Source organism: Rhodococcus sp. T7 (genome assembly GCF_009872365.1).
Taxonomy (GTDB): Bacteria; Actinomycetota; Actinomycetes; order Mycobacteriales; family Mycobacteriaceae; genus Rhodococcus_F.
In genome coordinates this window covers 24,552-38,519 of the sequence record NZ_WXYH01000365.1, presented here as the reverse complement: position 1 = coordinate 38,519, position 13,968 = coordinate 24,552, and the positions used below count along the sequence as shown (strand labels likewise).

Genomic DNA, 13,968 nt, shown 5'->3' with positions numbered 1-13,968 from the left:
ACCGTGGCCGACGAACTCAACCGGGCAGAATCCGGGTCGATCACCGCCCGAGTCCTCCCACCCGGTCGTGCACTGACTGCGTCGGTGCTCGTGAGTAACGAAAGCGGCTCCCGCCGTGTCGAGCTAGCACACGACGGCCACATCATCGGGCGCGACCGAACCTGAACACAGGCAGGTCGCATTGCGAATGGTGCCCCCAGTTCGAGCGTCCCCCGAATTGGTGTCTCGTCCGCGCCGGACAACGCCGATAACTTCTCCGTCAGGGAAGAACCGGGGGCCGGACAGGTCGCCGTTCTCGCGAGCTGTGATGACAGAGGGAGCCACTGTGAACAACGTCGTGGAAGAACATCCCATACCGGGATCGATTCACAATCCGTCGATGACCGTGCGCAACACGATCAGACACGAAGCCCCAAAGCTCTCCGCGCGGGAGACCGAAGTGCTCCTGGGCTGGCTGAAATGCGATTCCAAGGAAGTCCTCGCCACGCAACTCTTCCTCTCCTTAGGGACCGTGAACACCCACCTTGCTCGGATTCGCGAGAAGTACTCGGCCAAGGGCCGACCAGCGCCCTCGAAGAGCGCTCTGCTCGCCCGCGCCCTGCAGGACGGGCTGATCACGATCGACGACCTTGATTGAGCCCGACACCGACCGGGCTTCGGGCCTATCACGGAATGCGATACGTAAACCGACCCGAACATGGGTGTGGCACTCTGCGCTTGCCGCCGTCCCCACACTCGCCCTTGCCGCTCTCCAACCTTTCCCAGATAGCGCAGGCCCGACAATGATCATGGTCGCAAACACGGCAGCCCTGTGGATCTATGCAGCGTCGGTGGTTCACCGTTATGCCCCGTATGGACACCACGAGTCGACAGCCACTTCAAACACACCACCGAACCGTTCCGTTGACCTCATCGTGGCCACCGCCGTCGATGACGTCATCTCAGCCCTGACCGCCGGCCGCGCCAGCGACTCCGAACAGGTCGCAGCCGCCGAAGCGCGACGGGCTCTCGGCGACATCTACTCACGCGACGTGCCGCACAACAAAACCTGACCCGCGCAGGCCCAACTAGCAGCACCCTTCAGTTAAACAGGAGCCAACAATGCGAAGTCCTCGCGACCATTCCCTTTCGTGGCGCCGCGTGTCCACGACCGTCTGCATCGGGATCGCGTGTGCCCTTGGCGCGGCATGCACCCCGTCGGACGATGGGGCCACGGGAACCACGACATCTGCGACTCAACGACTCGACGGGATAGATCTACCGAGGACTCCGTCAACGACGGTCACCTCGACCAACGGACCTGCCCCCACCACGAAGTCGGGAATTCTCATCGGCCAAAAGAAGGGTGAGGACAGGAACGGCAGTGCGAGGACCCTCGAGATCGGGTTTGTCGATCCCGGCAGTGGTACCTACGACGCACTCGCTTCGTTCGATGTGTCGAACTGGCAGAACACCTTACCCGGATTTCGACTGGGTCTTGCGCCGAGCCTGGACCGGTACGCCCTCACCAAATCCGTCAACGGAGACCTCCACGCCGGCTGGGTCGATCTCGCCGGCACATTCACAGACATCAACCGCACTGAGACCGCGGACCCCTTCGGTGGCACGCAAGGAAACATCGCCATCGGGTTCGACAATAAAGGTGATTTCTACTACACGGAGCACCACAACGACGGACAAACGGTGTTCCGAGTACCAGCCGGATCGACGTCCGTCGCAGACGCCCAATTCGTCGTCACCCAAGGCAAGGTCCCACCGAAACCTTTCAAAACCGGTGACGGCGTGATCCACTTCAACGAATCCTCATGTTTCGGTGCGCACTCAGAGATCGGATGGCTAGGACCGGACACCTACCTCGTACCGCTTCGCACACAGATCTACAAGGCAAGTATCGCCAACGTCGAGCACGTCGGATCCTGCGGTGACGGCGACGGTAGTCCCCTCTTGCCGCCAACCAACACCGTAGCGGTGACCAACCCCATCGGTAGCCCGGACGGCAACACGGTTGCATTCACCTATGACCGCAACCAGCTGTACACCGTCGAGGCGTCAGGGGTAACGCAGCCTCGCAAGGTCAACGTGAGCCCGGACATCAACGTGTATACCGTCGCATTTATCGATTGGCTCTGATGAGAGTGGCCAGATGTCGACCAACGTCGACAAGGTGAACATCAACGTCGCCGGATCGACCATGGCTATACAGCCCCGATCTAAGGGATCTGGGCCCGGATCGCCCCGAGGACCGCGTGCCGAAACTCCGAGGTGTCGTCGGTTCCGAGCGCCGCGTCCCGCACACTCCAGCGGAACGGTTGCGTCTTCCGCACAACGATCATGTCCCCAGTATGTGCTGGTCAAATCCGCGCGCGCTCCCCCCAATCGGGGGATGGGAAAGTGGATGATCGGCCGCACACCACTGATCACGCCCCGTCGTCGCACATTCGGGTCTGCACAAGCTGCACCGCGCGAAGCGCACCAGCATCACGAGCGGCGCCGGCCTTTCGCAACAGGCGATCACCCGCCGACGGTACCAAAGCGCCACAGCGCCAACGCCACCTCAACAGCACACCACAATCGACGTCCCACTTCCTTGGTAGTGAGACACCATCTGGGCCGCCCTCGGTTGTCGCGAATGCGCAGGTCACTGTGTCTCAAAAGTTAGTCTCATAATTTCGTGTCGCAACATCCGTACAGCCCTAACTTTCGGTACGCTCCATGCGTGGAGTTGGGTTATGCCCGGGTGTCGACGACCGAGCAGGATCTCGCGCGGCAGCTCTACGAGGAGTGGCAAGACCGCCCCGCCACCGTGCCGGACAGTGTTAACGGCATCACGCTCACGCATATCGGGTGCGAAGATCCCCACCGTCACGTACTTGTGCATAGTCAGCCTCCACGATCGGTGCGGGGGCGGTGCGGCCCGTAACACGCCGGGTACGGCGACCGATAAGGGTGTGACGGCAATCACATCTCCCGCGCCCGGTGAGTTCATTCTCATTCGAGCTAGCGCTCGACAAGAAAGGTAGCGTCATGCGCAAGTTGGATTCAGGCCTGGGTGGCGTTCGTGGTGCTGGCGTGCGCATCACCACCGCAGGGTTGAGCGCCCTGTTCACCGCCGCCCTACTGCTTACCGCGCCGACGGCCGCGTTCGCGGCGCCGCCCGAGATCCTGAAGCCGACCTGCGAAGCGCAGGGCGGCACCTTCTCGGTGGAGCAGGGCACCAAGCACTGCGTAACGGTGAGCACAGCCGAGGACCGCGCGGGCAGATCCCTCGACGGGCCCGTCGCCCCGGACAGGAGCTTCTATCGAGGAACCTCGTTGGTCACCCTCTTCCGCGTGACGACAACTACGCAGTCGCAGCAGGGTGCCGGTGAGGTCACGACAACGACGGAAAACTCATCGCATCTCGGCGACGACTGGACCCGGTTCAGCTGCAACTTGCTGACGCCCAATGCTGGAACCGGCGGCGGATACAACTTCACGCCGGTCGACTTCAGCATCTGTGACGATCTAGGGCTCTTCTTCGGCGTCTGATTCGTCGGAAATCCGGCGCTGAGGCGGGTGCACCCCTGTGCGGGAACGGTGCTGATCCCCGACCCGTCACCCACGGACCTTGTTTGACACGGCGCCATCAACGGCGGCCCCAACATGACGAGAATCAAAGGAAGAACATGCTCAAGAAAGTGTTGGTGACTGTGATGGCCGCGGGAGCCCTGACTGTTCCGCTCGCTGGAGTGGCATGGGCAGACCCCGGTGACGGTGTCGGAGTCGGGGGTGTCCCCGGGCAAATCGGCGGGCCTCCCGGCGAGACTATTAGTCAGTTTGCAAAGATGCCGGGCTCCGTTCCGGATTCCATTAGCACTGGAACAGGTGGTGCTTTCCGTACACCTGGTGGGGCCGTGAAGGACTTCACGCCTGGGGCCGGCCAAGGCAATGGGCCACAGACCTAGCCTGCCGCCCACCACATCCAAGCTGTCCGTGCCGCCGCATCCCTCAATGGGTGCGTGGCTCTGTCAACCTGATTCCTGATTCGGCCCCCCCACGGCGGCCCGAGTTGGACCCAGCCGAGGAGCCGGGCAGCTCGACGCGACTTCGAGCCCCCGAGGACATCGGCCCGTAACGGACCGGGCGCACCGACCGAAGTCAATTGCGGGATGGATCACTCCGCCCGGGCAAAGAGGGCTATGCCCATCGCCCGCACCCCCGGCGCAACCCGCATGCCCCACGCCTTCTGAGGAGAAGACCTGAAGATGATCTGTTGTCACGCTAAGCAGTTGCCCCCATCACCGGATCGGTCACGGCGGCGTCGACCGTGACGGAGGAAGTGCCGATCATGGCGTCGAATGCCGGCGTGCGGGAGTGAGATGCGGGGTGCACACGGCGGTGAATCGCTGGGTGCCTTCCTCGATCACGGCGCGGGCGAGTTCCTCCTTGGAGCGGTAGTGGAAGTACAGCGCCCCCTTGGTGGCCAGGGCCCGGGTGAGGACCTCGCTCAGCTTCGTCTGTCGGTAGCCGCGGCGGGTGAACACCTCGGGCGCGGCATCGCGCAAGACCCGACGAGTGACTTCCGCCCGCGCCTGCGTGCCCATCATGGCCCTCCGTGGTAGCGAGATTCTCGGCCGAACGGTGTGCTCCGAACCGTCCCGACCGGGTCGTCCGACGCACTGCACAATGCCTACCCGATGGACAGGTGCTACGCATGATGTTCCGAGTGACCCCTCGCCCGCGGGCGCAATAACGCTCACGTGTCTCACAGGATGGCCACCGCGAGCTGCCCAATTTCCTGGTATTTCCTCAAGGGATATCACGATGCGCGGGCCCGTGCTGACGCGGGTCGCTGAACCCAGATGTCAGGAGTGGTTGGGGCACAGCAGATCCGGGCCGACTGTCCACCCGTGCCGTTCGAGCCACGTCAGGACCGAAGCCGGAGGATCGTTGCTGTCGGATGCGGTGCCGGTGACCAGGGGGCCGTCGCCGCATCGGGAGCAGCTGATCACCAGGACGTGGCCGTGCGGCTGGCAGCGGGCGCAGTGATGTTGCTCGCGGACCCGGTCGCGGTCGTCGAGGTGCAGCCAGACGGTGGCGAGGTCGGCGCGGTGTGGGACGAGCTCACGCCTGGTGGTGGGCTGATGTCCGCAGGTCGGGCAGGTCAGCGGTCCGGCGGCCGTTGGCGGCGCCACCGAACTTGCTGAGACGAAGTCCTTGTCGTCGACGGGGTCGGTTTCCGCGGTGAACGTCTCGGCCGGTCGTGTCGGGAGATGCCGGTAGAGGGTCGAGCGGGTTAGCCCGGTCTTGTTGATGATCTCGGCGATGGTGGCGCCACCGTCGCGTAGTTGGGTGGCGTAGGCGAGTTGGGCGTCGGTGACCACGCTGGGCCGGCCGACGCGGCGACCCTTCTCGGTGGCCACCGACCGGGCGTGGGCGGCCCGCTCGACCGCATAGGTGCGCTCCATCTCCCCGAACAGGGCCAGCAGCACCATCGCGAGCTGACCCATCGGGTCGTCGGGGTTCGTCGAGTCGACCCGGATCGGGTCCGCCAGGTTCCGGAGACCGATGCCCCGCTGATGCAGGTCGTGGATCAGGTTCAGGGTGTCGCGGACGGTGCGGCCGAGCCGGTCGAGGGTGTGCACCACGATGACATCGCCGGTGCGGGCGTATCCCAGCAGTGCCTGCAATCCCGGACGCTCGGTGGTGGCCCCGGACTTCTTGTCCACGTAAATGTGCGCCTGCTCGATTCCGGCCTTGGTGAGGGCGTCGATCTGCCGCGCGAGGTCCTGCTTGCTAGTCGACACCCGCCCATACCCCAATTCCATGTGCGGAGCATACCGAAAGTCACATCTGTACGACTGTTGTGACACGAGGTTGTGGAATAACTTTTGAAACGATTTGAGCTGGGTGTTTGCGGCCTACAGATGCGTTCTGGGGGCGTCTCATTTCCAATGTGAAACACAGCCCGCCCGCCTTCCTCTTCCCCTCGGACGCATCGAAGGCTGATGTTCACCCGCAAGTCGTCGAGGTCGGCGATCGTCTGATACCCGCGAAGGCCCGAGGCCCCCGTCGCTGTAAACCGGGGGCCTCGGTGTGGAATTGGTGGTCCCGACGTGGTACTCACCGAGGAGCTGCGGGTCGGTGGCGAGGGGTGGGTGGCTGTGCCCCAGGCGGCAGCGTTCTTCGGGTCGGGACCTTCACACACCTCACGGCCTCCGCGGCCACGGCATGATCAACTCGGCCCGATCGGGTTGCCGAACCCGGGGACCAGGGACCCGCCGATGCCCGCTCTGCGCGTGATCCCGTAGGTAACGCCCAATGCCGATAGTTTGGGACTACGCCACCACAGGTGACGTAATCTGCCTCAGCTTCACACGGATCGTCAGCTCTAGATCTCGCCGTCAAGAAGGGTGCAGTGCAGTCCAGGAGCTTCACGAGGTCGATGAGCCGCCGTGCACCATCTCGGTCGAGAGTTAGAATGGTATCCATCTTCGCGGCTGCAGGATTGGTTGGGACCCTTTGGAGACGAGCTCACGGACATTGCCGGCTTCGCGCACGACTTGGAGCTTCACCTGCTTCCGTCCGCCCGGGATTGTGTGCACTACGAACTCCTCATGGTCGAAGCCTGACTCCGGACGAGATTGCTCTGCCGCCAGTTCGTCGAAGACCTTGGTGATGTAGCGAGCTGGATGCCCGACATCTTGCGATGCGCGAAGGTCGAGGGAAAGCTCCGACTGACGTAGATCCGGTCGGGCAGTCGTCCGAGCGCGTAAGTCACCTCAGTTGGTGCTTCCGCACCTAAGAACTCGAACTCGTCGACCACCCGACCTCCTAGCTCTCGATCTTCAAGATGCCGTCGGAACGAGGTCGCGAACAAATCCCCGTATATCGGCATGATGTAGGTCTAGTTCTTCGGCTGCCTCTCGAACGGTGATCTTGCTAGCTGCACCGAACATGACCTTGCGGAGGAGTTGAGACGATTCCGGCACAATCCCTCCCGGCTCAGACGAGCGATAACCCTGGTCGGAAAGGGTTACGCACATGGTTCGGTACTGCCAGTTGTTGAGCAGATGGAGGTCGTGCAGTCGGTGTGTAAGGGCCATAGCCGACACTTTCCAGTACGACCGAGCAGCCAGGATGCGGTCAAGACTTGCCCCGCTCATCGACTGCGCAAATACCGCGGTCCTGGGCATCAAGAAGGCGGCAGCAAATTGGTTGGCTTCTACCTCCCGCTCCTTGGATGTGCTTGGCTCCATGTCCAGTTCACTGTGCAGAACGAGATGGCCGAGTTCGTGAGCGGCATCAAACCGCTGACGTTCGCCGGTTCGGGACGTGTTCAGGAATACATATGGCGTGGTGTCCCGAAAGAAACAGAACGCGTCGATGTCGTTGTACTCGTGCCGGATTGCCGCCACGCGTACACCCTTGGACTCGAGTAGGTGCACCATATTGGAGATCGGTCGATCACCGAGATTCCACCGTCTACGGACCAGATCCGCAGCGTGGTCTGGAGCCAGCTTGTCCAGTGTTGGAATGTCAGCATCTGGCAGTTTGAATTTCGAGGCGATGGCGTCGAAAAACTCCACGGTCAAGCTTGCTGATGCGAGCACGGCATCTCTTCTGGTGGCAGTGGTTTTGCTGAGCTTGCGGAAGCTCGCCGCCTCCACCGGGACCGCATCGAGCGCATCTCGTTCGAAGAATGATGGTGGCACGGCCAAAGCATCTGCGAGCTTCCGCAGTGACTCGTCACTTGGCGGAAGCTTGCCAGTCTCGTAGTTGGTGAGCGATCGAAGTGAAACGTCACTGAGCGCAGCCAGTTTCGTCAAGGTCAGTCCGAGACGTTGCCGTGCCAACTTCAAGCGCGCGGGACTAAACACAGGTGGGTCGAAAGGTGTGTCGCTAGCGCAGCGGTTCGACCGGGACATCAAAGCCACCGTCTCCGTCATCCGGGTTGTCAAAGACCGACAGGTCGCCGTCGAGATCGAGGAAGGGCATAGGAATACGATCAACCCACCCGTGAACGATGCCGTGTTCCGTCATGAGTTCCGGCCTCGAAAACTCCAGCTTGAGCCCACGTTCGGTCCGCTCATGTAGCAGAAGCCAGAGCGGAGCACGTCTCGCCTCGCCTACCAACGCCTCAGGTTGTTCGGCCTCCGTCCCGAACAGGGTCGGATCCTCGATGTGCGGTGCCGACAGCGCGCTCCGGGTCGCTTTGCCCTTCTTTTTCGTACGAGGCTCCCGCCGGAGGTCCGGATTCGCGACATCAACGGCAGATGCGAGAGTGAAAGAGAGAAGCCCTTCCGGATGAAGGAAGCGGGGTTGTCTGTCCACGTACACCGGTTTCCACTTCGCGTCCGCAAGTCGGAGCGCGAACTGCTCCATGCTGTCGTGGTACAGGTCCGTCCCCGGAGAAGACCGCAGCGCGAGCGCCGACCGGTTCGTCGCATGAGAAAGCCCCGGCCTCAGCGCGGTGTGAAAGAGGTCGATGGAAAGCCCGTAGGCGGCGAGGCGCCGCTCACAGTCCCGCGCAACATCTGACTTGCGGAGCTCGGTCGCCATTAAGGCCCCCTTCGGAGGTGTTGCGCAAAATGGTACCGCATATGTGGTCTACTTTTACGCAACACGCACTGTCAGTGTTTCACCGTAGCGATTTTTGCGCCATTTTCCCTGTTAGAAGTCTTTTTCTCCTACCAGATCGAGAGCTGCTGGCTCTCCGGCTGCCGAGTGTCGCGGCACTCCGTCGACGTCGACGGTCGCGTCTCCCGGCTCCTCACTGCATCGGTCATGCTTCGCCAATGGCATCGCTCTTCACGGCACTACTCGGCGCGTCTAATGGCGGCGAAACTGAGCATTTTGACGAGGTCGTCGCGCCACGTCTCTTGACTACAAACACGAATTACACCTAACGGATTGCCATTTGTGGCAGTCGAGTTCCATGCCACCACAATGGCATGGGGTGGTTCGTACTCTCGAAAGACGTCGTCGGCATCGGCCAAGTACGCGATCGCGTCGCGTAACCCGTCGCGGTCTGGACTGCCCTCGGCGAGGCTCGTCAATTTCACCTCGACGATGAACCGGCGATTTATCGCTGGAAGGTCGACAACGAAGTCGGGCCGCAATGGTTGTTTCGGCAGGTTGTTGTCGTCGAGTGTTCGCCACCAGGCTCCGGACTGGCTCAAGTCTGGTGCGAGCACCCACGCCGGCCGCTGCCAATAGATTGAGCCTTGCCCCCCGTTTTTCCGCACCAGCGCGAAGGGCGCCTTGCCGCCTGGCAGCAATGGCAATGGCGGATCGATCGCGAACCCACATGTCTGCAATGCTGTCAGCAGGTCGAAACCGACCTGTAACTCGAATAGACGCGAGTCATCGTCTGGCGCCAAGAACTGGCGTTCCAGCAGCCTACGAAGTTCATCCGTATCGCCCTCAACGATCCCCGCGACGTACTGGTGAACGAGATCGACCAAGTCCTTTGCGAGCGGCCGACGGCTCACCAAATCGTCCGTATGGCGTAGCGAACGAGCATCCACTCGCCGTACCTTCGACAACTTCGGATGCAGGAGCAGGCGGCGTGCTTGATCGCTCGTCTCGTGAACGACAGAACCTACTTGGCCACGAGCTGGTAGCGAACTGAGGTCCGACAGTCGTGTGATACAGCGGAGAGCCAGGTGGATGAGGCGGCCGAGTGGTGTGTCATATCGCCGTTCAGGGGGTGAACAGACGAACAGGGTGGGATCCCCCGTGACCACTCGTCGCTCATGGGATCGAGGCCAGTCCACTTGGCCTCTGACTTCACCGGGAAGTTCGATGTGCTGCAGGGCGGCCGAGCTCGGCATTTGGTCAAGTAGCGTGTGTGCTGCGGCAAGTGCCGACTGAGTGGTTTCCGCCAGGGCCAGGTGGGTGGCAAAGATTCGAACGAGGTCTGAACGGCTAAGCGACAATTCAGGCCTGACCGCTTCTCCCTGATAGATGCGTGCTGCACCGCTGAGATAACGCCACAGTTGAGGCCGCAGCTGTTTGGCTGCTAGATCGCGGTCCCACAGTGATCCGGCCATGACTCTAGGAGCCGCCGGGGATTGAAGACGTATTGCCGTCCGTCGTCTTCTGCATCAAGCTTGTCGCGTCCAACTTCACCGACGCGCTCAGCGTGCGGAGTTGAGGCGCGACGTACATACTCAGGGTCTTCTGCAGGTCCGCGGCTGGGTCCACCGGAGTGCCCAGCTCTTCATGCAGATGCGCGATCTCTCTCAGGTGGTACACGCAGTCAAGCAAGACCGCAGCGCCCAGAGGACGGGCCGACAACTCGTCTGATCCAATCAGTCGTTCCAGTGCGTTGTCCCATTCACTGCGCCCCGTGCCCCCAACGCTGCGCATGATTTGACGCCACGCTGCGACGGCTGGGGCGGGAACCTCGATGGCAGCGAATCTGCGCAGTAACGCCTCGGACATGTCGAACAAGAGATCCCGGTCTCGATCATTGAGGGTGACGATGAGACGCCAATTCTCCTGGATGCGCTTGGGAATGGTGCCCACCGGAGGCTGCTGCCCTGGAGGCACGATGGAGATCGGTACGTCGCTACCCACGTCCTCGTCATGCTCCTCGAAGGGAAGGGTCACAGCCTGGCCCGATAGCGCCGTGAAGAGTTGACCAATCGCCTTGTCGATGTCAGCGCGATTCAGTTCGTCGATGATGAGCCAACGGTCCTGTTCGAGTGCCAATACAACGTGGCCAGGGTGGAAGCGCAGCTGTTGATCCTTGGTCAACCGATAGGAGCCGACGGTGTCTGCCGAGGTCCAGTCAGCGGTTCCAGTCGTTAGAAGGACTTCGTTACAGAGCCCGGCGTCCTTGGCCGCGGCCGCGATGGATAGAGCCAGACTGGTCTTCCCAGTTCCTGGGGCGCCGGTCAGCATGATGTGCTTTCCGCTACGAATCGCAGCCAGAACACTCCCGATCAGCGAGTCTTCGAAAATGAGACCATCGCTCCGCACTCCAGCAATGAGACTGTCGAGGCTGAGTGCAGTGATTGGTACGGGCAGATCCTCAACCAACTCGACACTCGCCAACTTCATCAGCTGGGCAACCCATTCTGCATCCAGCGGGACTATGGAGTCGACGTTCTTGCGAGGGTCTTTCAGCTCGTCGAGCGGTACGGCTGGATCCATCCGCAGGTACCTGTCGAAATAGGCCAAAGCGTGGCGATCCTCGTCGACGTCGACCCGTCGCCCCACTCGTCCTACTCCGATAACGCAGTCCCCGCCCTGCTCGGAGCTTCCCTTCGTCCGGGCGGCCACTATCACGTCACCGGCCCTCACGCGCTGCCCGTTCGGTATCGAGGTGGAGAAGTGATATCGGACACCGTCGATGTCCCCATTCAGGCTTTGGCCGCTGGACATGAGCAGCCAAAGTGACACACCCGAAGGCAGTTGGGGAGCCAGCGCGTCCCGGGGATCGACGGGTGTCACGTCGTAGATGTCGCGCACCACTCGGCTTGCCTTCGTTGGTCTGCCCTCGACCATGGCAAGAAGAGTGCTTTGGTTCGGCCTAGGGGTAGCAAATAGCAACGGCCCAACGGGTGGGCGGGCGTCATTGCGACCCCGGATGGAATCGATGACGTAATGGACGGAGGCGTCCATCGGGTCTGATTCGTCCAGGAGGAAGATCGTGAGTTCTGTTCCTTTTTGAACTTCGGCTTGTCCGAGTCGATTACGTGTCTGCTTCGTCCCACCGCGAGCTATGGAGACAGCGATCGCGTCCTTCGATACTCCCGCTTCTTTCGAGATCAGCGCTTTGATCTTGCCCTTGGCGCCGGGGGCGCCTCGTTCCAGCTGGAGTAGGTATTCGTCTATCGTCTGACGAAGATCGTTCTCTGAAAGCACTATGCGGGATTCCTTCTCTTGCGGGCGCAACAATCGTGCTCTTATGCAGGGGCCTGGATCTGGTTAGGACGGCACTGGCACTGCACCGACATACCGCTGCTCGGTGACAGTCCGCAAGTGTTCCTTCATCGCGACCAAGAATTCAGAGTCGAACCTCAAGGAGCTCCGCTCGGTGCGCTCCAGGAACCCTGCGGTAGCTCGCGCGGATAGGGGTACAGCGGTCGAGGGATTGACGACGTCCAACAGATGCTTGTATCGCTTGCGGACAGGCCACATGCTCACGGGGACCGACCAGGCCTCTCCGCTCGCTCCGTAGGCGGCAATTGGCCAGCGACCTCCAGGTTCGAGGCGCTGCTGCCCCGTAAGATTCGCGGCCCCGGGGGTAACGAGGCGGCTTCCGACCCACGTACTCACACCCGTCGTCACGGCGTTGCCCACAAGCTTCCATCGGGGACCATTTCGCCGACCATCCGGAGAGGAAGCGCGTGTCCATCCACGTCGAAATCCCTGCAGGGCTTCTGCGTCCTCGATAGTCGGCGTAACGACGCGTCGGCCCAGTGGAGCGTCGGGGATCCAGATCGCCGGTGGGCTGGGTATACCTAGCGAACTACCGCCCTTGAGGGTCGGTACTGCGTCCGGCGCCCATCCCAGTCCCTTTAATCCCTCGGTCCAGTAGAAGCCAAATGCGGTGGAGTCATACGACGCGACGTCACGCTCGGTCGCATCGTCCGCAAACAGGACGGCCCGCGGATCCTCCGTGCGGCTCGCGACAAGGATGACTCTCTGTCGACGCTGCGGTACGCCCGTGCTCCGCGAATCGATCAATCGGTACGCCCAGTTGTATCCCCTGGACTCTAATTCTTGGACCAAGAACATCATCGCCTGGCCGCCGTCCAGAGCAAGCATGTTCCGGACATTCTCCAGTACGAGCCATGTTGGGCGTGCCTTCGGGAGTAGGCGAAAAACGTGACTCACGAGGCCACTAGCCGAACCGCGAATGCCCTGCGTGCGGCCGGCCTGAGATAGGTCAGTGCAGGGAAATCCGGCAGTCAGGATGTCCACTCGCGGCAGGGTCTTCACCGTTGCGACGTCGTTGAGTAATTCTGCATGACTGAAACGGTGGGCCAACACAGCGCGCGCCGGTTCCCAATTCTCAACCATTGAGATCGTCTCCACCCCGCTCTTAGCGAGCCCGACTTCGACGCCACCAATGCCAGCAAACATCGCAGCTGCAGTCAGGACGGGTCGCTCATGAGTTAGCACGGTGGGGATCGTATCCGGAGGGCCAGACAGACCCCTGGTCCGCGCAGCACGTTCATGCCCTCGATGTACTTACATCTCGACGTGGTGAGCGGATAGGCGAGACTCCATCGAGCAGGCCTAGGTTCTCGGATCGCGATGCCGGGTTGCCGGGCATGTTTCACTTCAGATATCGATACAGGCGCCTTCCATGGGTGTCGACGTCACCTCTCTAGTGGTCGGGACCCCGTCATGCCGGGTCCGTCCTTGGCTGCCTCTAGGGGTCGCCGGCCGGTCGCACGGCGCGCGAGGCGAGTTCAGTTCTGGCGGCGTCGAGGGTGCGGAACGAGCGGCTGGAGTCCGCGGCTCGCTCAAGATCGGAAACGAACCGCTCGAGCAATTCGGTCGACCACTCGTCCAGGCCGGTCACATAGTGTCTATCGGCCTGATCGGTCATTCGGATTCCCCTTCCGGCGGCGTCTAGCGTGCTCCCACCTTGCCAGATCCCGCGGACACTCCCGAACCCGCGCCACCAACCGTAGAGGTAGTCGGTCGACGGGATGCAGCTAGTGGAGCCAGCAACGGCATCGTGGCCACCTCAGCCCGGGGAGACGACAAATTGACGCAAAGACGGCCAGACACCAACACCTGACAACAATGATCTAGAAGTGACAACTATCGCCTGTTGTCACAGACGATATGACTTCGGGGTCGCACAAACCGCACCCATTTATCGAACACGTTTTCGAGTGTGTTGTATAGTGCTGAGCAGCGCCAGCGGCGGGTAGGGAAGACCCTGCTGCTGGGCGCTTTGCGGCTCCACCTCTATGTGAGGAGGGCTCCTTCGTCGTCGTGTCACGGCTGGGGCTCACG

The 13,968-nt window shown here is 61.8% G+C and carries 12 protein-coding genes; 4 read left to right on the top strand and 8 right to left on the bottom strand.

Annotation, left to right across the window (positions count from 1 at the left end; genetic code table 11):
• The first annotated feature begins 325 nt into the window (after window positions 1–325).
• The 4 genes from MLGJGCBP_RS38200 to MLGJGCBP_RS38185 all read left to right on the top strand — a co-directional run bounded on the left by MLGJGCBP_RS38200 (window position 326) and on the right by MLGJGCBP_RS38185 (window position 3,528).
• Window positions 326–637: a LuxR C-terminal-related transcriptional regulator gene (locus tag MLGJGCBP_RS38200; protein ID WP_236581610.1), complete on the top strand. Its 312-nt coding sequence runs from the start codon at window positions 326–328 to the stop codon at window positions 635–637.
• A 277-nt stretch (window positions 638–914) separates the two neighbouring features.
• On the top strand, window positions 915–1,052 hold the full coding sequence (locus tag MLGJGCBP_RS38195; protein WP_160102408.1) for a hypothetical protein: 138 nt from the start codon (window positions 915–917) through the stop codon (window positions 1,050–1,052).
• Between the two features lie 382 nt (window positions 1,053–1,434).
• Window positions 1,435–2,130, top strand: coding sequence for a hypothetical protein (locus tag MLGJGCBP_RS38190; protein ID WP_160102406.1), 696 nt, complete (start codon window positions 1,435–1,437; stop codon window positions 2,128–2,130).
• Between the two features lie 939 nt (window positions 2,131–3,069).
• Window positions 3,070–3,528 carry a hypothetical protein gene (locus tag MLGJGCBP_RS38185; RefSeq protein ID WP_160102404.1) on the top strand — a complete coding sequence of 153 codons (459 nt, stop codon included), beginning with the start codon at window positions 3,070–3,072 and terminating at the stop codon, window positions 3,526–3,528.
• A 797-nt stretch (window positions 3,529–4,325) separates the two neighbouring features.
• Here MLGJGCBP_RS38185 and MLGJGCBP_RS38180 read toward each other — a convergent pair.
• The 8 genes from MLGJGCBP_RS38180 to MLGJGCBP_RS38145 all read right to left on the bottom strand — a co-directional run bounded on the left by MLGJGCBP_RS38180 (window position 4,326) and on the right by MLGJGCBP_RS38145 (window position 13,552).
• Entirely contained in the window at window positions 4,326–4,586 is a 261-nt protein-coding gene (locus MLGJGCBP_RS38180) for a helix-turn-helix domain-containing protein (protein ID WP_236581609.1), read from the bottom strand.
• 258 nt (window positions 4,587–4,844) lie between these two features.
• Entirely contained in the window at window positions 4,845–5,807 is a 963-nt protein-coding gene (locus MLGJGCBP_RS38175; protein ID WP_160102402.1) for a recombinase family protein, read from the bottom strand.
• A 1,020-nt stretch (window positions 5,808–6,827) separates the two neighbouring features.
• The gene (locus tag MLGJGCBP_RS38170; RefSeq protein ID WP_268960809.1) at window positions 6,828–7,907 is read right to left on the bottom strand and encodes a helix-turn-helix domain-containing protein; all 1,080 of its coding nucleotides are present in this window, start codon (window positions 7,905–7,907) and stop codon (window positions 6,828–6,830) included.
• On the bottom strand, window positions 7,882–8,541 hold the full coding sequence (locus MLGJGCBP_RS38165; protein WP_160102400.1) for a hypothetical protein: 660 nt from the start codon (window positions 8,539–8,541) through the stop codon (window positions 7,882–7,884). The genes MLGJGCBP_RS38170 and MLGJGCBP_RS38165 overlap by 26 nt, the downstream gene beginning before the upstream one ends.
• A 257-nt stretch (window positions 8,542–8,798) precedes the next feature.
• On the bottom strand, window positions 8,799–10,034 hold the full coding sequence (locus MLGJGCBP_RS38160) for a hypothetical protein (protein ID WP_160102398.1): 1,236 nt from the start codon (window positions 10,032–10,034) through the stop codon (window positions 8,799–8,801).
• Window positions 10,035–10,038: 4 nt separating this feature from the next.
• Window positions 10,039–11,856, bottom strand: a complete 1,818-nt coding sequence (locus MLGJGCBP_RS38155) for an AAA family ATPase (RefSeq protein ID WP_160102396.1) — start codon at window positions 11,854–11,856, stop codon at window positions 10,039–10,041.
• A gap of 63 nt (window positions 11,857–11,919) precedes the next feature.
• Window positions 11,920–13,080: a DNA cytosine methyltransferase gene (locus tag MLGJGCBP_RS38150; RefSeq protein ID WP_160102394.1), complete on the bottom strand. Its 1,161-nt coding sequence runs from the start codon at window positions 13,078–13,080 to the stop codon at window positions 11,920–11,922.
• A gap of 292 nt (window positions 13,081–13,372) precedes the next feature.
• Window positions 13,373–13,552, bottom strand: a complete 180-nt coding sequence (locus tag MLGJGCBP_RS38145) for a hypothetical protein (protein ID WP_160102392.1) — start codon at window positions 13,550–13,552, stop codon at window positions 13,373–13,375.
• Window positions 13,553–13,968: the final 416 nt, after the last annotated feature.

Coding starts and splice junctions, on each gene's coding strand:
- MLGJGCBP_RS38170 (WP_268960809.1), bottom strand. CDS start 7,907: ATGTCCCGGTCGAACCGCTGCGCTAGCGACACACCTTTCGACCCACCT.
- MLGJGCBP_RS38175 (WP_160102402.1), bottom strand. CDS start 5,807: ATGGAATTGGGGTATGGGCGGGTGTCGACTAGCAAGCAGGACCTCGCG.
- MLGJGCBP_RS38150 (WP_160102394.1), bottom strand. CDS start 13,080: ATGTTTGCTGGCATTGGTGGCGTCGAAGTCGGGCTCGCTAAGAGCGGG.
- MLGJGCBP_RS38165 (WP_160102400.1), bottom strand. CDS start 8,541: ATGGCGACCGAGCTCCGCAAGTCAGATGTTGCGCGGGACTGTGAGCGG.
- MLGJGCBP_RS38160 (WP_160102398.1), bottom strand. CDS start 10,034: ATGGCCGGATCACTGTGGGACCGCGATCTAGCAGCCAAACAGCTGCGG.
- MLGJGCBP_RS38145 (WP_160102392.1), bottom strand. CDS start 13,552: ATGACCGATCAGGCCGATAGACACTATGTGACCGGCCTGGACGAGTGG.
- MLGJGCBP_RS38180 (WP_236581609.1), bottom strand. CDS start 4,586: ATGATGGGCACGCAGGCGCGGGCGGAAGTCACTCGTCGGGTCTTGCGC.